Origin of the sequence: Pseudarthrobacter sp. AL07 (assembly GCF_029960665.1) — a bacterium.
In the GTDB taxonomy this organism is placed as follows: Bacteria; Actinomycetota; Actinomycetes; order Actinomycetales; family Micrococcaceae; genus Arthrobacter.
Genome location: NZ_JASBRB010000014.1, coordinates 1 through 21013, shown reverse-complemented (window position 1 = coordinate 21013; position 21013 = coordinate 1). Strand labels below are relative to the sequence as shown.

Here is a 21013-nt window from a genome sequence, read left to right as displayed (position 1 = left end):
GCGCTCCGGCATTGTTGGTTCCCGGCGTTGCTGCTGCCGGGTTTTGTTGTTTCCGCGGAAAGTCGGTCCGGGGGGAAGGGGCGGTTCCCGCGGAAAGTGTTGAAGCTTAGGCGGGAAGCTGGAGGACCTGCCCGGAGAACACGAGGTCCGGGTTGGCAATCGTGTCCATGTTGGCGTCCGCGAGGCTCTGCCAGCCGCCCTCGACGCCCAGCTTGCCGGCGACCGTGCTCAAGGTGTCGCCGGGCTCGAGCGTGTAGGTCTCGCCGCTCAGTTCCACGGGCGCGGCGTGCTGCGCAGCGGTGACGGCATCAGCGGGGACCTGTACGGCAGGAGCTTGCTCCACCGGGGCCTGCGCCGGCGCACTCTGGACTGGCGCGCTCTGGACTGGCGCACTCTGGACTGGCGCGCTCTGGGGGGTTACCGCCGTCGTGCCCCCGCCGCCGCTCAGGCCGAGCTCCGCGGCGCAGGACGGCCACGCTCCCCAGCCCTGCGATGCCTGGACCTGTTCGGCCACGGCGATCTGCTGTTCACGGCTGGCATCGGCCGCGGAACCGGTGCCGCCGTAGGCAGCCCATGTGGTGGCGCTGAACTGCAGGCCGCCCGAGTAGCCGTTGCCGGTATTTGTGGCCCAGTTTCCGCCGCTTTCACATTGTGCCAGCGAGTCCCAGGTTGCGCCGTCGGTGGCCGCGTTGGCTGCGGTGACGGAGAGTGCAAGGCCGGCTGCGGAAATGGCGGCGACGGCTACTCCACGGCGTGCGGCAGTTCGGATGGTGGTGTTGTTCATGGTGTGATGCTCCTAAAGGCCACCAGCGCTCGGTCCGTCCCCGGAGGTTATTGCGCCACTGCCCGCCCCTGACGATATAGAGGTCAATTTTCGGTGTCTGCCGGCCGGGCAGTTCTGGTGGAGGCAGCACCGGGCATTCATGTCGCCCGAAGAACGGGCTTGCATTTCACGCTAGGACATCGCTGGCCCGTTATCAAACCGAGATGATTTCTGGTGGTCAGCTGGTGACCGGCTGGGGAAGCGCGGCGGCCAGGTAGGGCGCGGTGCGGCTGGCGGTGGAACCCGCGACGTCGGCGGCGGTGCCGGTGGCGACAATCCGGCCGCCGGCGTCCCCGCCGGAAGGGCCAAGGTCAATGACCCAGTCCGCCGCCGCCACAACGGCCATTTCGTGCTCGACCACCACCACGGTGTTGCCGCTGTCCACCAGGCCGTGGAGCTGGGCCATCAGGAGTTCGACGTCGGCGGGGTGGAGCCCGGTGGTGGGCTCGTCCAGGAGGTAGAGGGTATGTCCCCGCTGGGCTCGCTGCAGCTCGGTGGCCAGCTTGATGCGCTGGGCCTCGCCGCCGGACAGCTCCGTGGCGGGCTGGCCCAGCCGGAGATAGCCCAGGCCCACGTCCCCGAGGCTCTTCAGGCTGCGGGCCGCGGCCGGAACGTCGGCCAGGAACGTGGTGGCCGCATCCACCGTCAGGCGCAGCACTTCCGCCACATTCTTGCCCCGGTACGTCACCTCCAGGGTTTCGGGGTTGTAGCGGGACCCGTCGCACTCCGGGCACGGCCCGTAGCTGCCCGGGAGGAACAGCAGTTCAACCGCCACAAAGCCTTCGCCCTGGCAGGTTTCGCAGCGGCCTCCGGCCACGTTGAAGGAAAACCGCCCGGCGCCGAACCCGCGCGCCCTGGCCTGCTCCGTGGCCGCGAATTCCTTGCGCACCGCGTCGAACAGGCCAGTGTAAGTAGCGAGGTTGGAGCGGGGGGTCCGCCCGATGGGTTTCTGGTCCACAGTGACCAGCCTGTCGATCCGTTCCGCGCCGCTGACCCGTCCCACGGACAACGCCGTGGCCGGGCCCGCATCATCAGATTCGGACAGCTGCGGGGCCTGGTGGTTCTTCAGCCCGGATCCCACAACTTCGCCGAGGACATGCGTCACCAGGGTGGACTTACCGGAGCCGGACACACCCGTGACTGCCGTCAGGACGCCCAGCGGGAACCGCGCATCCAGGTCCTGGAGGTTATGCCGGGTGATCCCGGCCAGTTCCAGCCAGCCGGCGGGCTCGCGGGCGCCGCCGGCATGTGGCGCGCTGCCCGCCCGAGCTGCCGTGCCGCCGTCGGAAGCTCCTCGGGGCCCTTCGTTGCCGCGCGCCACGCCGTCGTTGAACAGGAAGGGCCGCGTGACTGACGCTTCGATGGCCGCGAGCCCGTCAACCGGCCCGCTGTAAAGTACCTCGCCGCCGCCTTCTCCGGCGCGGGGACCAACGTCCACCAGCCAGTCGGCCCGGCGGACCACGTCCATGTTGTGCTCCACCACAAACACCGAGTTGCCGGACGCCTTGAGCTGGTCCAGGACCGCCAGGAGCGGTTCGGCGTCGGCCGGATGGAGGCCGGCGGACGGTTCGTCGAGCACGTAGATCACGCCGAACAGTCCAGACCGGAGCTGGGTGGCGATCCGGAGCCGCTGCATCTCGCCGGGGGAGAGGGTGGGGGTGACGCGGCCCAGCGCCAGGTATCCGAGGCCCAGATCCAGGAGCACGGTGATGCGCTGCAGGAGATCGGCGGTGATGGCCACTGCCACCTCGTTTTCCTCGCCGGAGGACTGCCGCCGTGACGCGGTACCGGCTTCCTTGAGCCCGGCGGTGGGGCGGATGATTTCGGCGAGTTCCGCCATCGGCGTGGCGTTGAGGTCTGCGATATTTCGGCCGCCGAAAGAGACCGCGAGGGCTTCGGGCCGGAGCCCGGTGCCGCCGCAGCGCGGACACGGTCCGGACTCCATAAACGCCAGGACGCGTTCGCGCATGGCGGCGCTCTGGGAGTCCGCCAGGGTGTGCAGGACGTAGCTTTTGGCGCTCCAGAAGCGCCCCTTGTACGGCTTGGCCACGCGGTCCCGCTCCGGCGTGACTTCCACAACGGGCTGCTCGTCCGTGAAAAGGATCCAGTCGCGCTGCTTTCTGGGCAGCTTCCGCCAGGGCACGTCCACGTCGTAGCCCAGGTGGCTGAGGATGTCGCGGAGGTTCTTGCCCTGCCAGGCGCCGGGCCACGCCGCGATGGCTCCTTCCCGGATGGTCAGGTTGGCGTCCGGGACCAGGGATTCCTCGCTGACGGTGTGCGCCACCCCCAGTCCGTGGCATTCAGGGCAGGCGCCGGCCGCGGTGTTCGGCGAAAATGCGTCGGAGTCCAGCTGCTCGGCACCGGCCGGGTAAGTGCCCGCCCGGGAAAACAGCATGCGAAGCGAATTGGAGAGCGTGGTCACTGTGCCCACGGTGGAGCGGCTGCTCGGGGCGCCGCGGCGCTGTTGAAGCGCGACGGCGGGTGGCAGCCCGGAGATCATCTCCACCTTGGGATTGTGGCCCTGCTGGATAAGACGGCGTGCATAGGGGGCCACGGATTCGAAGTAGCGGCGCTGGGCTTCGGCGTAGATGGTGCCGAAAGCGAGTGAGGATTTTCCCGAGCCGGAGACCCCCGTGAAAGCCACAATGGAGTCGCGGGGCACATCCACGTCCACGTTCCGCAGGTTGTTCTCCCGCGCGCCCCGGACCCGGACGAAGCCGTCCGCCAGATGGCCGGAAGTGGGAAGGGAAAGATCGTCAGCCTGTTGAGGGTTCCGCATTGATCCGACTCTAGCCGGGAACCGGCCGGCGGGCGATATCCTGACCCGATGGACAACAACCGGGACACAGCCGCCGATCCGCTTCCACAGACGGGACTACCAGCCACGGAAGTGCCTGGGACGGGACTTTTAGGGACAGAGCCTTCGGAGACGGACCTGCCGGTGACGGAAGCGGCGCAGCTCCTGCCCGTCGCGGAACTGCACCTGCACATTGAGGGCACTCTGCAGCCGGAGCTGATCTTCGAACTGGCCGAGCGGAACGGCATCACCCTGCCGTACTCCGGCCTGGAGGAGCTCCGCGGACTGTACGAGTTCAGTGACCTGCAGTCCTTCCTGAACCTGTACTACGCCAACATGGCGGTGCTGCAGACCGAACAGGACTTCGCGGACATGACCAGCGCCTATCTGGCCCGCGCTGCCGCTGCAGGGGTCCGGCACGCGGAGATCATGATGGACCCGCAGGCCCATCTGTCCCGCGGTGTCAGCCTTGAAACCTGCGTCAACGGCGTGGTGTCGGCCCTGGCCACCTCCCAGGAGGACTTTGGCATATCCACCCTCCTGATCGCCGCATTCCTGCGGGACCTGTCCGAGGAATCCGCGCTGGAAGTCCTGGACGGCCTGCTTGCCATGAACGCCCCCATCGCGGCCATCGGTCTGGATTCCGCCGAGGTGGGCAACCCGCCGGCCAAATTCGAGCGGTTGTTCGCCAAAGCCCGCGAAGCGGGCCTGCGGCTGACCGCCCACGCAGGCGAGGAGGGGCCGCCGTCGTACATCATCGACGCTCTGGACATCCTCGGAGTGGAACGGATTGACCACGGCATCCGCTGCATGGAGGACCCCGAACTGGTGGAGCGGCTGGTGGCGGACCGGATTCCGCTGACGGTCTGCCCGCTCTCGAACGTCCGGCTGCGTGCCGTGGACACCCTGGCGGACCATCCGTTGCCGGCCATGCTCGCCGCCGGGCTCAACGTCTCCGTGAACTCGGACGATCCGGCGTACTTCGGTGGGTACGTGGACGACAACTTCTCCCAGCTGAAGGCCGTTTTTGACCTTTCAGACTTCGACAGGGCACGGTTGGCGGCCAATTCCATCCATTCGTCGTTCGCCTCCGAGGAGCGCAAAGCCGAGCTCCTGGACGAGCTGAACGCCGGCTAGCTCTCGGCTAGCTCCGGTCTGCCCTGCTCGCTAGACTGGTGCCCGAGATCGGCCGGAAAGAGTCCGGCGATACCCGGAATTTGCGCTCCAGGGTTGAGTAAACAGCCTCCTAGCCGAGACTCCTGCCTCACTTCTGCTGTAATCCGCGTCATAGTCGGTCACGACACGCAGAGTTAACCAATTTAAGTCGCGCGATTTAACACGGTCTTGGCAGGATGCCTAGTGACAGATCGCATTATGCAAGGGGAAAAATGGCCAAGTCCATCGCAGATAACACCGACCTCCGACTCAAGACCGTGCTGCACGTCCTGACGGAAGGCGTCTGGTCCGGCGGTTCACTCAACGCTGGCGAGGTTCTGGCGGAAGCCACTGTCCGCGTGCCGTTCAGTGAACACGAGGCCATGCTGCTCAGCGGCGGCATTCCGCGTGGACATAAGACGCTCACCTCCGCCACGGCCAAGCTGGTCAAGGCCGGCTGGCTGGTCAAGGGCCGTTCCGGCTGGACCATCACCGATGACGGCATGCGCGCCACGGTGGCCTTCCCCGATGCGGATTCGTTCGCCACGGCGCTCGACGCCGGCTCTCCGGTTCCTGCCGACGTCGCCATTCCACCGGCCCCGGCACCCGCACCGGCTGTGAAGGCGGCTCCCGCCAAGAAGGCCCCGGCAAAGCGGACGCCCGCTAAGAAGGCCGCCGACGCCGTCGGGAAGGCCGCCAAGGCAATCGAGGAAGCCATCGAGGACGCCGTAGAGCCCGTGGTCAAGGCCGTCCGCTCGCGCAAGGCAGCGCCCAAAACTGTAGCTAAGGCTGCGACCAAGGTAACGGCCGAAGCTTCAGCTGTGGAGACTTTCCCGCAGCCCGAGGCTGTAGCGGTTGCCGGCGACTTCAACACCATTTTGGGCGCGCCGGAGAACTGGGCCCCGCAGTACGACGAAGCCCAGCTGACGCTCGATGCCCTGGATCAGCTGTGGAAGATCAGCGCCGACCTGCCTGCCGGCTCTTACACCTTCAAGATTGCGCTGAACCGTTCGTGGGACGAGAACTACGGCGCATTCGGCACGTTCGATGGCCCCAACCACGAACTGCACCACGACGGCGGCACGGTCACCATCCGCTACGATCACCGCACGCGGGACATCACCATCAACTGACCGCATGCGTCCCCCGCTGAGTTTTTGGCCATGTAACCGCATCTGCGGGCGGATTTTGGGTCAGTATCTGGACAAAAACTCCGGAGTGAAGCAGTGTGGAAACCGGCCGTCCTGGCCGGTTTCCACCCCACTGTTTCCCACCAAGGAGATGCGAAAGTGACCCTACCTTCAGGCCTTACCTCGGGCGTCTGGACCCTGGACATGTCGCACAGCGAGATCGGCTTCACTGTCCGGCACGCGGGCATCAGCAAGGTCCGCGGACGTTTCACGGACGCCTCGGCCGAAGCCCGCGTTGGCTCATCCCTGGCCGAGGCTTCGCTTCACGCCACGGTCAAAACGGCCAGCTTCGATTCCGGCGACGCCAACCGCGACGGACACGTGAAGGGGGCGGACTTCTTCGACGTGGAGGAGTACCCCGAGATGACGTTCCGTGCCACCTCGGTAGAGGGCGACGGCGAGGATTACACGCTCACGGGCGATCTCACCATCCGCGGAATCACCAAACCGGTGGAGCTGGAGGTTGAGTTCACCGGGGTAGCCGTGGACCCGTTTGGTGCCACCCGCGCAGGGTTCTCCGCGGAGTGCGAGATCAGCCGCAAGGAGTTCGGCCTGACCTGGAACGCTGCCCTGGAAGCCGGCGGCCTGCTGGTCAGCGACAAGGTAAAGATCAACGTCGAAGCGGCCCTGGTCAAGCAGTCCTGACAGCCATGGGTTTTTCCGGGCGCCGCCACGACTCCGGCTGCGACGACTCCGGCCGGGATAACCCGGCTGAGAATATCCCCGGCCGGGAGTCCGGCGACATCCGGCTCTCCGCCCGCGTCTTTGGAGTGGTGCAGGGCGTCGGATTCCGTTTTTGGACGATGGGCAAAGCCGACGAACTGGGGCTTAATGGCGTGGTGAGGAACCTCGACGACGGCTCGGTGGCCATCGAGGCCGAGGGGCCGGAACAGCAGGTCCAGAAGCTCCTGGACTGGCTGAGATCGGAGAACGCCCCCGGCCGGGTGGAACGGGTGGAGGAGTCCATCTCCGCCGCGGACGGATCGTACCGGGATTTCAGGGCCCGCTGACGCGCTCTTTTGGCCCCGGCGGGTAGGAGTGCCGCCGTCCCGCGAGGATCAGCGCAAACGCGACGACGGCGGGGATGGCGGCGGCGATCGGGATCAGGAGCGGCCCCGCAATGGTGAGGGCGGCGGCGCCGAACATCGCGCCGATCATGATCCCGATCTGGATGGTCAGCACCGTCAGTCCGTTGGCGGCGTCCCTGTATTCGCCGCCGGCGCGGAGGATGGCGGACTGGTTGTAAATCCCCATCGCGCCGATGCCCGTGCCCCAGACCAGCATCAGGACCAGAGTGGCCGGCAGCGCCAAGGCCGGCAGGACGCTTCCCACCAGCGGGAGCAGGGCCACGGAAACTGCAACGCCGGCGACGGTGATCAGGAGCCAGCGCCGGGGCCGGGAATCCACCGTGATGCCGGCGATCCAGATGCCCACCAGCCCGGCAACACCAAGGACACTGATGGACAGCGGGATGCTGAAGTCAGGCAGCCGGACCTCGCGCAGGAACGGCGCAATGTAGGTGAACAACGCGAAATGCGCCATGAGCATCAGGGGCCAGGCAACGGCGACGGTCTTCACGCCCGGCTGGCCGATTGCCTTGCGGATTGAGGGGTGCGGAGCGTCGGGGATGCGCCGCACCGGGGGAAGCAGCCAGACGGCCAGGAGCGCCAGCAGCACCCCGGAGGCGGCCAGGACCAGGAAGGCAGCGCGCCAGCCGACGAGGTTGCCCAGGGCGGTGCCCACCGGGGCGCCGATGGCCAGTCCCAGGCTGTTGCCGCTGAACACGATGGCCAGCGCCTTGCCCACTTTGTGGGCGGGGACGATCCGCGCCACAAACGGGGCCATGGCGGACCACAGCAGGCCGTGGGCAATGCCGCCCACCACCCGTGAACCCATGGCGGCGCCGAAATCGGAGACGATGGCCACCAGCGCGTTACTGGCAGCAAAGAACAGGATCAGCGCAATGAGCAGGTAATGCCGGGGGACCCGCGACAGCAGCAGCGACAACGGGATCACGGTGACCACGATGATGGCCGCGTAGCCCGCCGTCAGATACCCGGCGGTGGCCTCAGAGACCCGGAAGTCGGCGCTGATCTGGGGCAGCAGGCCGGAGGGCAGGAGTTCGGTGGTGATGGCGGTAAAGCCGATGGCGGCAAGGACGATCAGTGCGCCGACTGGCAACCTGTTGCTCTGGGACGTCACTTCATGAACCTACCGTGATTCAGCGGTGAGAACACGGTTTCTCCGGGTGTTGCGCGGGCCGTGAGTACAGGGCCATGGATACCCGCGCTGAGGCCGATGAAGGCGCCGAGCTCCTCCAGTACCGCCGGTTTGGCCGGCATGTAGTTCGTGAGCTCGGGGGAGCGGATGATCACGGCACGCCACTGGCCCCGCGACACGGCCACGTTGATCCGGTTCCGGTTCAGCAGGAAGTCGGCCCCGCGCGGAGCTTCGGCACCCGCAGAGCAGGCCATGGACACCAGGACCACCGGCGCCTCCTGGCCCTGGAACTTGTCTACCGTGCCCACCCGGACACCGGGCAGGCCGGCGTCGTGCAGCGCCTGCCGGATCAGCTGGACCTGGGCGTTGTAAGCGGCCACCACCAGGATGTCCTCCGGGTTCAGTGACCTGGCCGGTTTGTCGCCGCCCGGAAGCCATTTAAGCCCGATGTGCCGGTGGGCCTGACGGACCACCTCGGCAGCTTCTTCTACGGAGGACTTGGTGTTCCCGCTGTGGTCCACAAAGACTGTTTCCACGCCGGCCGGCAGCTCCGCGAGGCTGCGGAGGGATGCCGCCGGCGCAGCTTCCAGCTTTCCGTCGTAGCTGAGGACGGACACCGCCCGGCACAGGTCCGGGTGCATCCGCCAGCTGTCCGCCAGGAAATAGCCCAGTTCGCCGGGGAGCGTGGCGTGCCCGGCAGCAAGCCAGCCCAAGGCGGACTCGTCCACGGGCTCCGGGTGCGAGCCCTGCGTGACCTGAGGCAGCTGCTGCGGGTCACCGAGGAGCAGGAGGCACTTGGCTGCGCGGGCCACGGCCAGTGTGTTGGCCAGCGAGAACTGGCCGGCCTCGTCGATGACCAACAGGTCCAAGGATCCTGCTGGGACGGACTTGCCCGTCATGGTCCACGCTGTGCCGCCCACCAGACAGCCGCCGGGGGAACCCAGCAGGGCCGCGACGTCGTCGTCGGAGGTGCGGTGCCACAGCACCGGATGCGGGGCGGCCAGCTTCTTCGCCACCCGCGCAGGATCCACTCCGGCAGTTTCGATCGCTGTGCAGAGCATGTTCTCCACCACCGCGTGGGACTGCCCCACCACCCCGATCTTCCAGCCCTGCTTCACCAGCCGGGCAATGACGTGCGAGCCGACGTAGGTCTTGCCTGTGCCCGGAGGGCCCTGCACGGCAAGGTACGAATGATCGAGGTCCAGCAGCGTGGCGGTGATCGCCGTGACGTAGTCCGCTGCACCGGCGGCGTCCGTGCCGACGGCGGCGGGACCTGGCATCGAATGGAAGCGCGGGGGCACCTTGCGTAGGATGTCGACGCCGGGATGTTCCGGAAGCGAGGGCACCGAGGCGCCAACACGCTGGGCCAGTTCGGCCAGGGCGGCCTCGATGCTGGCGGTGCGGATGGGCTGATCCTCGGTGAGCGCCACCGGAATGTGCGAGTAAGCGGGGACCTTTCCTGTTTCCCGTTCCTCGATGGTGATCATGGTCTGGCCGGCAACCCGCGGGTGGTCCTCCACCGCGGTCACGAGCGTGCCGAAGGTGAACCCGCGGCCCGTGGCGGTGCCCAGGGGATCCTCCAGGCCAGCGGGGACCGGCGCATCGTAGAGCCGGCACCAGGTGCTCCCGGGTTTGAACTCCGACCCTTCACTCATGACCCCCGTCAGCCGTAGCGTGCGGGTGCGCATCCTGGCCGTAGGCTTTGCGAGCTCCCAGTCCGTCAGTATCTCCGCGGTATCCACCACAAATACGTTGCGGTGCTCGGACCAGTGGTCGATCTCGGAATCAGTGCGGTCGAAGTGTTCCCACCAGAACTGCTTGCGCTCGCGGCGGTGGTATCCGGTGGCTGCGGCCACCATGGCGATGGCCCGTTCGTCGTTGGTCCAGGGCCGGTTGTCCGGCAGGCCGGACAGATACTCCAGGAGGCGGCGCTCCTCGGGTGTTGGCTCGGGTTCCGGTAGCGGTGGCGAGGCCGCAACAGCGGACGACGACGTCGACGACAACAATGCCGGCTGCCCGCCGTCGTCGGAAGTTCCGGTTGTCGCCGTGCGTGCGGCAGGCGTCCCACGCAGACCCAGCAGCCAGTCGCGGAGGCGGAGCGTGGAGAGGCAGTCGTACTCGTTGTAGTCGGAGATGGAGGCCAGGATGTGCGCGGCCGTGGCGTCGTCGTCGTCCCGGGCGGCGCAGTAACCGGCATACGCCACCACGGAGGCTCCGGCGTCCTTGACGTCCCCGGAGCGGAGGTTGTCTCCCATGTACAGGGGTTCAAGCTTCTTGATGGAGTAGGACGGCTCGGAGATCCGGAGCGAATGCCGGGCGGTGGCGTAGAGGTCCACAAGGAGGCCGTTGCGGAGCCAGTTGTCCACAATGTCCTCGCCGGCGAGGTGCGTGACGGACAGGGTCCGGAGTGCCGATTTCTCGTAGGCGGCGTAGTGGTAAACGTGCATCTCCGGGTACCTGGCGCGCCGCTCTTCCACATAGGCGAGGAAGTGCAGGAAGGCCTGCCGCTCCTCGTTGCGTGAATGCGCCCAGAAGGGCCGGAACACGGGTTTGTCGGCGGCGCGGGCGTCAGCAGCGTCACCTTCAACCACGGGCGCCTCGATCACGCCGAACAGGTACTCCAGCCCCCATTTGCCGGTGGCGGGGTCCTGCCAGAGGGGATCGCCCTCGAAGTCGAAGAAGATGTCGCCGGGACTGGGCTCCGGAATCGATGCCAGGGCATTCTCCGGCAGCACCTTGAACGTGACGGTGTGCTCCTCGCCGTCTTTGAAGTAGGTGCGGGAACCGTCCGGAACGTCCCGGCCCAGCTGCATACGGGCCTGGTCGCGGAGCCGGACCAGCGAGCCCGTGGCCTTGCCGGGCGGGAGATCGGCCAGCTCGTCGATGGTGGTGATGTGATCGGTTATGAGTTTCCTCCGCCGGAGGGTGGTCATGCCGCCCACCAGCAGGAGGTCGCGGTGGGATCGGACCTGCTCGGCGCAGTAGTTGCACCTCCCGCAGTAAGCGACGCCGGGCTGTTGCCACTGCACCGCTGCACCCGCCTCGCGGTGGGCGGCGGTCAGGGCGCGGAATCGGTCGCGGCGCTCGCGGAACACCGGCAGCAGGTCCGGCAGGGAATGGTGGCTGCGGACGTAGTCGCCGTCCACCACGGCGCCCAGCACCAGTGTGACCCGGGGCGAAGGCTCCAGGCCCATGCCGATGAGCTGGTCTCCGTAGGCGGCGAGCTGCAGCAGCGCGCCCGCCTTGGCATGCCGGGCGAGCTTGGTGTCCCAGACCTCGTAACGGCCGGGGTTTCCGGTTCCGGCGGCCTCGTTGACGATGAAGTCCGCGTAGCCCAGGAACTCGCCGTCGAAAAAGGTTGCCTGGAAAACGACGTCGGCCCCGGCACGGAGCGCGAGTTCCGTTTCAGCGTGCCGTGCCAGCAGTTCGCCGCGGGTGTTCTCCCCGCGCTCGATCGAGTACACCCCGGCGCCGCGGCCGGAGTCCCAGACGCCGTACTGCGCGATCAGGCCGGCAAGGACCGTGGCCTCGTGCTTGTCGCCGAGCGCCCCGGCGCGGCGCTGCATTTCGTCGTCGGGAAACTGCGCTTTGGGGGACCGGCCCAGTTTCTCGTCCAGGACGCGGAGCGTGCGGTACTCGCATTCGCTGGCGGCCACCAGGTCGCTCGCGGAAAACACCAGGTCCTGCGGCACGCGGGGGCCGGAATCCGCTGAACTGGAATCCACACTGCGGAGATCAACACTGCGGGGATCAACGCTGGCTGGATCGAGCAGAAACACGGGGCCTCCTCATAAACGTGCCTGGTGACGTGCCTGGTGACGTGCCTGGCCGGTGGACGGTTCCCCTGGCGCTGGTTTGAATCTAGCAACAGCCACTGACAACGCGGGGTCACTTACGGCCCATCACGGGCCTCTGGATGGGCCGTAAGTGACCCCGCGTTGCTTTAGGGGTTCGCTGCCCTGACCTGGGCCTCGTCGTGCTCGGCGTGGGCTTTGCGGAGGAGGTCCATGAATTCGGTTTCGTTGCGGATGAGCCGTTTGTACTTCTCCGGCAGGCTGCGGAGCTGGTCTTCCTCCCGGACCATCCGGGCGAACAGCTTGTCACGCTCCGCCATGTCAGTTTCGTAGTTGAGGTCCAGGTATTCGGTGGCATGCCGTTTGGCGCCGGACACCGCATTTTTGGCTTTGCCCTTGGGGCTGAAGATCGAGGCCAGCACGGTGACCACCAGGACGCCCAGGATCACGGTCAGGGAAATAATGGTGCTGACCTCCACCACATTGACGGGCTCGCCGTCGTTGATGAACGGCAAGTTGTTCTCGTGCAGGGCATGCAGGATGAGCTTGACGCCGATAAAGCCGAGAATGGCGGCGAGGCCGTAGGCAAGGAAAATCAGCCGGTCCAGCAGCCCATCGATGAGGAAGAAGAGCTGACGCAGGCCCATCAGCGAGAACGCCGTGGCCGTGAAGACGATGAAGACGTTCTGGGTGAGGCCGAAGATGGCTGGGATGGAGTCCAGCGCAAACAGGATGTCCGTGCCGCCGATGGCCACCATCACCAGGAGCATTGGGGTGAGGACGCGCTTGCCGTTCTCCATCGTGAACAGTTTGTCGCCGTCGTAATGTTCCGACGCCGGGAGGAACCGTTTGGCGAGCCTGACCACCAAACCTTCCGCGTCGTCGTCGTGATTGTCCGGCTTGAGCAGGTTCCCTGCGGTGATCAGCAGGATCAGTCCGAAAATATAGAACACCCACGCGAAGCTGTTGATCAGGGCGGCGCCGAGGAAAATGAACGCGGTCCGGGCGATCAGAGAGAAGACGATGCCGAACAGCAGCACCTTCTGCTGGTCCGCGCGGGGGACCTTGAAGCTGGCCATGATGATCAGGAACACAAAGAGGTTGTCCACCGAGAGGGCCTTCTCCGTGACGTACCCGGCGAAGTATTCGGTGCCCATGGTGGTGCCGCCGAACAGCAGCACCCCCAGGCCGAAGAGGAGGGCGATCCCCACGTAGATGGAGGACCAGATGGCCGATTCCTTGAGTTTGGGCGTGTGGGCCTTCCGGACATGGAAGAAGAAATCGAAAGCCAGCAGGCCCACGATGCCCGCGATGGTCAGGGTCCAGACAAGGGGAGGGACGTCCATCTGTCCACCCTACCCAGACGTTTGCCGTTAGTCCTTCTTGACTTGGATGAACCCCTCGATAGGGTGGACTGGGACCGTCGCACTGCAGAAAACCGGTGCGTCACGACGGCGAGAGAGCTCGAACCAAGGAGAGTGCAACGTGGCACGCAAGAACCCGCGCGTGGAAGAGGCCAACGAGGCTGAGATCGAGGTCAGCGGCCACCCGAAGTCGTGGGCCGCCGGAGTCCCGGGCGTCTACCATTCCCTGGAGCCGGCCGTGCAGCAGATGGGGGCGGTCAGGACCGCTAAAACCTTGCTGGCACTGAACCAGAAAGATGGCTTCGACTGCATGAGCTGCGCGTGGCCGGACCCCAGCCACCGGAAGACGTTTGAGTTCTGCGAAAACGGTGCCAAGGCGGTCACCTGGGAGGCCACACCGGTGGTGATCGGCCCCGAATTCTGGGCTGAGAACCCGGTCAGTGAACTTCGGCAGCGGTCCGAGTACTGGCTGGGGATGCAGGGACGCCTTACCGAGCCCGTGCACAAGCCCGCGGGGGAGGACCACTACCGTCCCGTCAGCTGGGAGCAGGCTTTTACCATCGTCGCGGACAAGCTCAAGGGACTGCCGAGCCCGGACCAGGCCGCCTTCTACACCAGCGGCCGGACCTCCAACGAGGCCGCGTTCCTCTACCAGCTGTTTGTCCGGGCCTACGGAACCAACAACCTGCCGGACTGCTCCAACATGTGCCACGAGTCTTCGGGCTGGGCCATGGGCCAGACCATCGGCATCGGCAAGGCTACCGTCTCCGCCGACGACTACGCCAAAGCGGACCTGATCATCGTCATGGGCCAGAACCCGGGCACCAACCACCCCCGGATGCTGACCGCTCTGGAGGAGGCCAAAGAGGCCGGTGCCAGCATTGTTGCCGTGAATCCGCTGCCGGAAGCGGGCCTGATGCGGTACAAGAACCCGCAAAAGGTCAAGGGAATCATTGGCCGCGGCACGGAGATTGCCGATCAGTTCCTACAGGTACGCATCGGTGGTGACATGGCCTTGCTCCAGGCAGTTTCCAAGCGGGTCCTCGACGCCGAGGCCGCGAATCCGGGGACCGTGCTGGACCACGCATTCCTCGCCGAACACTGCCAAGGTCTGGAGGAGCTCCGCGAGCACCTTTCCCAGCTGGACGAAGCTGCAGTATTGGAGGCTACCGGGCTGCGGACGGAGGAAATCGACGAACTGGCGGACCGCTATCTGAGGGCGGAGAAGGTGATCATCACTTGGGCCATGGGTATCACCCAGCAAAAGAAGGGTGTGGCCGCCATCAAGGAGATCATCAACCTCCTGCTGCTCCGTGGCAACATCGGCAAGCCCGGCGCCGGCGCGTCGCCCATCCGCGGGCACAGTAACGTCCAGGGCGATCGGACCATGGGCATTTGGGAACAGATGCCGCCGGCCTTTATGGACGCGCTGGGCAAGGAATTCAGGTTTGAGCCGCCACGTGAACACGGCATCGACGCCGTGGAAACCATCAGGCAAATGCGCGACGGCGGCATCAGGGTTTTCGTGGCCATGGGCGGCAATTTCGTGGGAGCCATTTCGGACACCCATGCCGCCTTCGCGGCGATGGAAAGGACCGAGCTGTCGGTCCAGATTTCCACCAAGCTGAACCGCTCGCACACTGTCACCGGATCCGAGGCCCTGATCTTGCCCACGATGGGCCGCACGGAGATTGACATGCAGGAATCCGGTCCGCAGTTTGTGTCTGTGGAGGACACCGTCTGCGCAGTTCACGCCTCGCACGGAACAGTGCGGCCCGTTGCCCCGGACCTGCTGTCCGAAGTGGCCATCGTCAGCAGGCTGGCGCAAAAGGTGGTGGGTGAGTCGGTACAGGCGGACTGGGCCGGTTTCGAGAAGAACTACGACCTCATCCGGGACCACATCTCGCACGTGGTCAGTGGATGCGAGGACTACAACCTGAAGATCCGGCAGGACGGCGGCTTTGTGCTGCCGAACGGGCCACGGGATTCGCGGACGTTCACAACCCCTACCGGCAAGGCTATGCTCACGGTTAACGAGCTCGAGCATGTGGAGCGGCCGGCCGGAACGCTGATCTTGCAGAGCATGCGCTCGCACGATCAGTTCAACACCACCATTTACGGCAACAACGACCGCTACCGGGGCATCAAGAAGGGCCGTGAAGTGGTGTTTGTCAGCCCCGGGGACCTCGCCGAACTGGGGCTCAGCGACGGTCAGCACGTGGACATCCACGGCGTGTATGAGGACAACGTGGAGCGCGTGCTGCGCAACTTCCGGGTGGTCTCGTACCCCACTGCGGCCGGCTGCGCGGCGGCTTACTATCCTGAGGCCAATGTGCTGGTGCCGCTGGAAAGTGTGGCCGAGGGCAGCCAGACGCCGGCGTCCAAGGCCGTGATCGTCAGGCTGGAGCCTGTGGCCGTGCTGGTTGGTGAACCGACCGCCGCGAGATAGGGGCTGTCGGCGGTTGGGGCGGCAGAACCGGGCCAGAACCGCCGAGGGAGATCCGGGACCTGCTACTGACCGGTGTCTGCCCAGCCCCCGGCCGCCGGGCCGCCGTCGTGCCCGTCCTCGCACAGCCGGAAGGCGACGTCGGCCGCTTGCGTGACTGCCGCCGTCGACCCGGCCTTGGACCCTGCCCCGTGTCCGGCGGCGAGCCCGGCGGCGTAGCCCACCAGGAACGTGGTGACCGGGGCGGCCGCATGGATCACCGAGCCGGCGGACTTTCTGGCCAGGTCTAGGAGGAGTTCCTGATCCACGGCCAGATCCAGGATCTGCAGTGCCTGGGCAAGCCGGTGGGTCCATTGCTCCAGGACTTGGGCTTCGTTCTCGTCAACAGTCATGTTCGCTCCTACGTTCACGGTTTGCTGCTATTGGGCGGCAGGGGGAGTCCTTGCCCATTGCCCACGACACTACAAGGCTTGGGCCGCTGAGTCACCGACATGCCGCGGCGTCGCGGCTGGATTCGATGACTGGCGGTCGCTCGAGATTGCCGAAGCATCGGTGGCTGCGCTCGATCGGGCCTTCCAGAGGGCGACGAAATAACGGCGGGGGTGCCAGGTTTAAGCTGAAGCGAAAGCCGAACCGAGGAGATCCCATGCAGGATGTCACCATCCGCCACAACCCGGAGCGGCAGCGCTTCGAAGTGCTGACCGGCGGCAGCGCAAAAACATTAGGCCCGTAACCCTAGACCCCGCGGAGCTGCCGTGCCTAGACTGACCGAACCCCCGACGTCAGGAAAACATCAAACTGCTCAAGCAACGGGCAGGCCTGCACGTAGGGGATCCATTGCAACACTTCACAGCTCACGGCTGCCTCACGAAGACACGCCGTGCCGACGCGAGGAGAGCATGATGACAGGGAACAAAGCCGTTGCCTATAAGGAGCCCGGCAAGGTCGAGCTGATCGACATCGACTATCCAACCTTCGAACTGAAAGACGGACCGGGCGTGAACCCCGCGAACGTGGGGCGGGCGGTCAACCACGGGGTAATCCTGAAGACCGTGGCCACCAACATCTGCGGATCGGACCAGCACATGGTCCGCGGGCGTACCACTGCCCCGGCCGACCTGGTGCTCGGGCACGAGATTACCGGCGAGGTAGTGGAGGTGGGCCGCGACGTCGAGTTCATTAAAGTCGGAGACCTCTGTTCGGTTCCATTTAATATCGCCTGCGGCCGGTGCCGGAACTGCAAGGAACGCAAGACAGGCATCTGCCTGAACGTGAACCCGGACCGCCCGGGCAGCGCCTACGGGTACGTGGACATGGGTGGCTGGGTGGGTGGCCAGGCGAATTACGTGCTGGTGCCGTACGCCGACTGGAACCTGCTGAAGTTCCCGGACAAGGACCGGGCCATGGAGAAAATCCTTGACCTGGCCATGCTGTCGGACATTTTCCCCACCGGCTTCCACGGGGCCGTTTCCGCCGGCGTAGGCGTCGGTTCCACGGTGTATGTGGCTGGCGCGGGTCCTGTTGGCCTCGCAGCGGCTACCAGCGCGCATCTGCTCGGTGCCGCCGTCGTGATTGTGGGGGACCTGAACGAGGACCGGTTGGCGAGGGCACGCAGCTTTGGCTGTGAAACGGTGGATCTGACCAAGGGCGGCCCGGCGGAGCAGATCGAACAGATCCTGGGTGTGCCGGAGGTGGACTGTGGCGTGGACGCCGTGGGCTTTGAGGCGCGCGGTCACGGCCATGACGCCAAGGAAGCGCCCGCCACGGTGCTGAATTCGCTCATGGACATCACCGCCGCCGGTGGTGCCCTGGGCATCCCGGGCCTGTACGTCACCGGCGATCCGGGCGGAATTGACGAGGCTGCCAAGACTGGTTCGCTAAGCCTCAGCCTGGGTACCGGATGGGCGAAGTCGCTCAGCTTCACTACCGGCCAGTGCCCGGTGATGAAGTACAACCGCCAGTTGATGATGGCCATCCTGAACGACAAGGTGAACATCGCCAAGAACGTCAACGCGAAGGCGATCACCCTTGAAGAGGCGCCCAAGGGCTACGCCGAATTCGACGCCGGTGCAGCCACGAAGTACGTCCTCAACCCGAACGGATACCTCAGCTGAGCCCCTGCCGGGTTTGACGCGGCGGTGGTGCGGCTGCGCCGGGTAAGGCGGTGCAGCTGCGCCGGGTAACCGGGCGGCGGCCAACTCGCCGCAGCGGCGGTGCCTCCACTTCAAATGGAGGCACCGCCGCTATCAGGTGCAGGTCAGCGCTGGAGTTGCCGCGGATCCAGCGGCTGCGGAGCTATCGGCTGGTCGTTGGCCATCAGATCTATGCCCAGGTCCTTTGCGAAGACCAGCCGGGTGTCCTTGTAGATTCCCGGGTGGTTCTCATCCAGCTCGAAGACCCGGGCGCCGCGCAGGCGGTTCCGTTCAGCGCCGGGGAGCCCATAGGCGCCGAATCCGGTTCCGGGGGCGTAGCCGAGCTGCACCCCGTAGTAGTTGCCCACGTAGGTGTTCACGTGGTCGTGGCCCACAAAGTAGCCGAGCACATCCCCGCGCTCCAGGAAGGCGTTGAACAGGCCGGAGTTTATGGGGCCGGGGCACTCGTCCTCGTTCCGTTCGCCGACGATGTTGTGCTTCGTGAGGGCCCGGGTGTGATCGGCGTCCGTCCGCGAGTCGAGGCTGGCGAACCACATGTTGCGGTGCTCGTGGAGCGCAATGTGGCCCCACATGAGGGAGGGGACCCTCTTGCCGTACTTCTGCTCGGTAGCGATGGACAGGTTGCGGTACCAGGTGACCTGGTCCATGCGTACCCAGTCCCAGTCGGGGTAGCCTTCGAAGTCCTGTCCATTGATGGCGTCCGGTGCATATCGGCCGGTGTCGATAAGCCACAGGCCGAAGGCCGGCTCCTTGGACTTGGCCGACTGCACGAGCAGCAGCGAGTTCGACGTCCCGGTGAGCCCCGGCGTGGAGTCGCCGTTCATGTTGAATTCGTAGGTCTGCAGGAACTGCAGCATTTTGGCCTCGGTCATGCCCGTCCGTGCCACGGAATCCTCGTCGTGGTTGCCGAACGTGACGGCCCACGGGATCTGCCGGCGCTCCATGGGCTGGACCACATGGTTGAGTGCCTGCTTGACCTCCAGCTCGGAGTCGCAGCCGCCGTTGATCACATCGCCGTTGATCACGACGAAGTCCGGCTTCTCCGCGTCCAGGGTCTTGTCCATGAGTTCGATCGTGCGGCGGTCCGTCTGCTCGTCGTCCTGGGTGTCGTTGAACTGGACCACCTTGAAACCGCCGTCTGGCCGGAATGCCAGGGTGGGCCTGGGTGCCTTCGCACCCGGCGCGGCGCTGCTTCCGGCCGCTGCCGCCACTGCGAGTCCCAGTGCGCCAAGAGTCCCGGCGGCCGTCATCGCGGCCCTCCGGCTGAGGTTGTGCTGGTGGAGTCCGGTGGTCATCGTTGCCTCTTTCGCTGGTGCGGCCGCACGTCCGGCCGTCGATCCTGCGACTGTAGGAGAGTCAGGTATCGGGTTCCGGAACAGGTGGTGAACACGAGAACTGTTGCCCCTCCGGGGCCGGTGGATTCACCCGCCCTTCCACCTATGATTGCGGCATGTCATCCTACGAAGTCACCCGCAGTGCCCTTATTCCTGCGCCTCCGGAAGACGTGTTTCCGTTGGTCAACAGCTTTCTCGAGTGGACCAAATGGTCGCCGTGGGAGAACGTGGATCCGGAATTGAACCGTTCGTATTCGGGCAGTGACGCCGGTGTGGGGGCCAAGTATGCCTGGAGCGGCAACCGCAAAGCAGGCAGCGGCAACATGGAGATTGTCGAGTCCGAGTTCCCCCGGAGTATCAAGGTCCGTCTTGAGTTCACAAAGCCGTTCAAGGCTGTGAATCCCACTACGTTTGCGTTCACACCGGCCGACGGCGGCACCCAGGTCACGTGGCGGATGACCGGGGAGAACAAGGGCCTCGCGAAGGTTTTTGTCCTGTTTATGGACATGGACAAGATGGTCGGCGGCGATTTCGAGCGTGGGCTGGCTGCACTCTCGGCCGCAGCGACGGCCAACAAGGCCTGACCCGAGCTTGACCTGGCGGGGCCGGCGCCGGTGCCCTGCCGCCGGCGCCCTGCCGCCGGTGCGCTGACGCTGGCGGTTGCCGCGGAGCACGTCGTCGAGATCCGACAGCGACGTTCGCTTGGCGCGATTGTTCGCAAGCCTCCCGGTGGGCCTGCTGGACGCTGGCGATGGTGTCCCGGTCCGTGAGGATGAACGACTCGTCCGGTGTGGCCGGGGCATCCCCGAAGTATTGCAAGGGCAGGACCCCGCTGCAATGCGGATCCCGGAGGAGGGCCCGACGTCGGCCGCTCACCCATGGTGATCGCCCCGCGCACGGTTCTGGTGAGGTTATGTCTTACTCCTCTTCGTCCTTTGTTGACACCTTCAAAAACATCGGCGTCACCAAGGCCTATGGCCCAGGCCGTCCAGGTGGGCGGGGAAGAAATCGTCCCGGTTGCCCTGGTGTCGTTCGGGTTCGGGGGAGGCGGCGAAGCTGGCGGCGGGATGCTGCTGCCGCTGGGTGTGCACCGGAGCGGAGGTGGTCACGCCGCGTTCCGTCCCAACGCCGTGGTCACCCTGCTGTGCCTTGACCCGGTGATTCTGGCGGCCGGCGCCGCTGCGGGCCGGGCCATCCGCGCCGCGCGGTCATAGCAGTGCCCCGCGCTAAGTACTAGCCGGATGCGCGCCGGTTGCGAGCCTGGCGCGCCAGCCGGATGAACCCGTAGACAAAGACGGCCTCGATCAGCGCCATCAGCCCGAGCAGCAGCCACTGGCCCTGGGCGATGAAGACCACGGCGCCGGTGAGGACCAGAGTGGTGCCGAGCGCTAGCGCGTAGACGGCGAAGCCGAAGGCCACTTTGGCGCTGCGCACACCCGTCCTGAAGCCAAAGCCCACCGGTTCGCCGCCGGGATAACCAGCCACGCGGTCCGGGCCGGCGGGCTTGAGCCTGTCGAATTCCGCCCAGGGGTCCGGGTCCTGATTGCCCATGCTTCCATTATCCCGCGGTTCCCGGACCGCCCACCTCCTGTTGCTCTGTCACGTACGGCTGCTAAACCATGGTTTTGGGGACCACAAGTGGCAGAGCAACCAGGGGCGGCTTGTGAAAAGTAAAATATCCGACTGTGAGTCTTGATGTGGCTGGTCTGGGACTGGCTGGCAGGGTTGGTGTTGGTT

Annotated in this window: 16 protein-coding genes; 8 read left to right on the top strand and 8 right to left on the bottom strand. The window is 65.9% G+C overall.

The annotated features are described in order from the left end of the window. Positions 1–106: 106 nt before the first annotated feature. Positions 107–784, bottom strand: a complete 678-nt coding sequence (locus tag QK290_RS12215; RefSeq protein WP_282330904.1) for a transglycosylase family protein — start codon at positions 782–784, stop codon at positions 107–109. Positions 785–1001: 217 nt separating this feature from the next. Beyond that, complete coding sequence (locus tag QK290_RS12210; protein ID WP_282330903.1) at positions 1002–3602, bottom strand: excinuclease ABC subunit UvrA; 2601 nt, start codon at positions 3600–3602, stop codon at positions 1002–1004. Between the two features lie 162 nt (positions 3603–3764). Here QK290_RS12210 and QK290_RS12205 point away from each other — a divergent pair, with 162 nt between their 5' ends. The 4 genes from QK290_RS12205 (at position 3765) to QK290_RS12190 (ending at position 6975) form a co-directional block, all read left to right on the top strand. Further along, entirely contained in the window at positions 3765–4757 is a 993-nt protein-coding gene (locus QK290_RS12205; protein ID WP_282330902.1) for an adenosine deaminase, read from the top strand. A gap of 251 nt (positions 4758–5008) precedes the next feature. Then, the gene (locus QK290_RS12200; protein WP_282330901.1) at positions 5009–5908 is read left to right on the top strand and encodes a glycosidase; all 900 of its coding nucleotides are present in this window, start codon (positions 5009–5011) and stop codon (positions 5906–5908) included. A gap of 156 nt (positions 5909–6064) precedes the next feature. Next, the gene (locus QK290_RS12195) at positions 6065–6610 is read left to right on the top strand and encodes a YceI family protein (protein ID WP_185262704.1); all 546 of its coding nucleotides are present in this window, start codon (positions 6065–6067) and stop codon (positions 6608–6610) included. Positions 6611–6615: 5 nt separating this feature from the next. Beyond that, on the top strand, positions 6616–6975 hold the full coding sequence (locus QK290_RS12190) for an acylphosphatase (RefSeq protein WP_282330900.1): 360 nt from the start codon (positions 6616–6618) through the stop codon (positions 6973–6975). On the opposite strand, the gene QK290_RS12185 is transcribed toward QK290_RS12190, so the two are convergent. From QK290_RS12185 to QK290_RS12175, 3 genes are all read right to left on the bottom strand, one after another. Further along, positions 6962–8167, bottom strand: coding sequence for an MFS transporter (locus tag QK290_RS12185; protein WP_282330899.1), 1206 nt, complete (start codon positions 8165–8167; stop codon positions 6962–6964). The two genes, QK290_RS12190 and QK290_RS12185, sit on opposite strands and share 14 nt — an antisense overlap. Next, positions 8164–11910, bottom strand: coding sequence for a TM0106 family RecB-like putative nuclease (locus QK290_RS12180; protein WP_282330943.1), 3747 nt, complete (start codon positions 11908–11910; stop codon positions 8164–8166). Before QK290_RS12180 ends, QK290_RS12185 begins: the two co-directional genes overlap by 4 nt. Before the next feature lie 218 nt (positions 11911–12128). After that, entirely contained in the window at positions 12129–13325 is a 1197-nt protein-coding gene (locus QK290_RS12175) for a TerC family protein (protein ID WP_282330898.1), read from the bottom strand. A 139-nt stretch (positions 13326–13464) separates the two neighbouring features. On the opposite strand from QK290_RS12175, the gene QK290_RS12170 reads away from it, so the two are divergent. Then, positions 13465–15792, top strand: coding sequence for an FdhF/YdeP family oxidoreductase (locus QK290_RS12170; RefSeq protein WP_282330897.1), 2328 nt, complete (start codon positions 13465–13467; stop codon positions 15790–15792). Between the two features lie 62 nt (positions 15793–15854). Here QK290_RS12170 and QK290_RS12165 read toward each other — a convergent pair whose 3' ends face one another. Next, on the bottom strand, positions 15855–16181 hold the full coding sequence (locus tag QK290_RS12165) for a DUF6457 domain-containing protein (RefSeq protein ID WP_282330896.1): 327 nt from the start codon (positions 16179–16181) through the stop codon (positions 15855–15857). 510 nt (positions 16182–16691) lie between these two features. On the opposite strand from QK290_RS12165, the gene fdhA reads away from it, so the two are divergent. Continuing rightward, the gene (gene fdhA, locus QK290_RS12160; protein WP_282330895.1) at positions 16692–17903 is read left to right on the top strand and encodes a formaldehyde dehydrogenase, glutathione-independent; all 1212 of its coding nucleotides are present in this window, start codon (positions 16692–16694) and stop codon (positions 17901–17903) included. 143 nt (positions 17904–18046) lie between these two features. Here the strand turns inward: fdhA and QK290_RS12155 are convergent, their stop codons facing one another. Beyond that, positions 18047–19237 carry a metallophosphoesterase family protein gene (locus QK290_RS12155; protein ID WP_282330894.1) on the bottom strand — a complete coding sequence of 397 codons (1191 nt, stop codon included), beginning with the start codon at positions 19235–19237 and terminating at the stop codon, positions 18047–18049. A 155-nt stretch (positions 19238–19392) separates the two neighbouring features. Between QK290_RS12155 and QK290_RS12150 the strand changes: the two genes are divergently transcribed. Together QK290_RS12150 and QK290_RS12145 are read left to right on the top strand one after the other, a co-directional pair. Next, a complete protein-coding gene (locus tag QK290_RS12150; RefSeq protein ID WP_282330893.1) occupies positions 19393–19860 on the top strand; it encodes an SRPBCC family protein in 468 nt (155 codons plus the stop codon). A 390-nt stretch (positions 19861–20250) separates the two neighbouring features. Further along, positions 20251–20490, top strand: a complete 240-nt coding sequence (locus QK290_RS12145) for a hypothetical protein (RefSeq protein ID WP_348994463.1) — start codon at positions 20251–20253, stop codon at positions 20488–20490. Between the two features lie 19 nt (positions 20491–20509). On the opposite strand, the gene QK290_RS12140 is transcribed toward QK290_RS12145, so the two are convergent. Beyond that, complete coding sequence (locus QK290_RS12140) at positions 20510–20827, bottom strand: hypothetical protein (protein ID WP_282330892.1); 318 nt, start codon at positions 20825–20827, stop codon at positions 20510–20512. Between the last annotated feature and the right edge of the window lie 186 nt (positions 20828–21013).

Bases quoted from the DNA above. Each gene is read 5' to 3' on its own strand.
- QK290_RS12215 (WP_282330904.1), bottom strand. From the start codon at position 784: ATGAACAACACCACCATCCGAACTGCCGCACGCCGTGGAGTAGCCGTC.
- QK290_RS12210 (WP_282330903.1), bottom strand. From the start codon at position 3,602: ATGCGGAACCCTCAACAGGCTGACGATCTTTCCCTTCCCACTTCCGGC.
- QK290_RS12200 (WP_282330901.1), top strand. From the start codon at position 5,009: ATGGCCAAGTCCATCGCAGATAACACCGACCTCCGACTCAAGACCGTG.
- QK290_RS12190 (WP_282330900.1), top strand. From the start codon at position 6,616: ATGGGTTTTTCCGGGCGCCGCCACGACTCCGGCTGCGACGACTCCGGC.
- QK290_RS12175 (WP_282330898.1), bottom strand. From the start codon at position 13,325: ATGGACGTCCCTCCCCTTGTCTGGACCCTGACCATCGCGGGCATCGTG.
- QK290_RS12165 (WP_282330896.1), bottom strand. From the start codon at position 16,181: ATGACTGTTGACGAGAACGAAGCCCAAGTCCTGGAGCAATGGACCCAC.
- fdhA (WP_282330895.1), top strand. From the start codon at position 16,692: ATGACAGGGAACAAAGCCGTTGCCTATAAGGAGCCCGGCAAGGTCGAG.
- QK290_RS12155 (WP_282330894.1), bottom strand. From the start codon at position 19,237: ATGACCACCGGACTCCACCAGCACAACCTCAGCCGGAGGGCCGCGATG.
- QK290_RS12150 (WP_282330893.1), top strand. From the start codon at position 19,393: ATGTCATCCTACGAAGTCACCCGCAGTGCCCTTATTCCTGCGCCTCCG.
- QK290_RS12145 (WP_348994463.1), top strand. From the start codon at position 20,251: ATGGCCCAGGCCGTCCAGGTGGGCGGGGAAGAAATCGTCCCGGTTGCC.
- QK290_RS12140 (WP_282330892.1), bottom strand. From the start codon at position 20,827: ATGGGCAATCAGGACCCGGACCCCTGGGCGGAATTCGACAGGCTCAAG.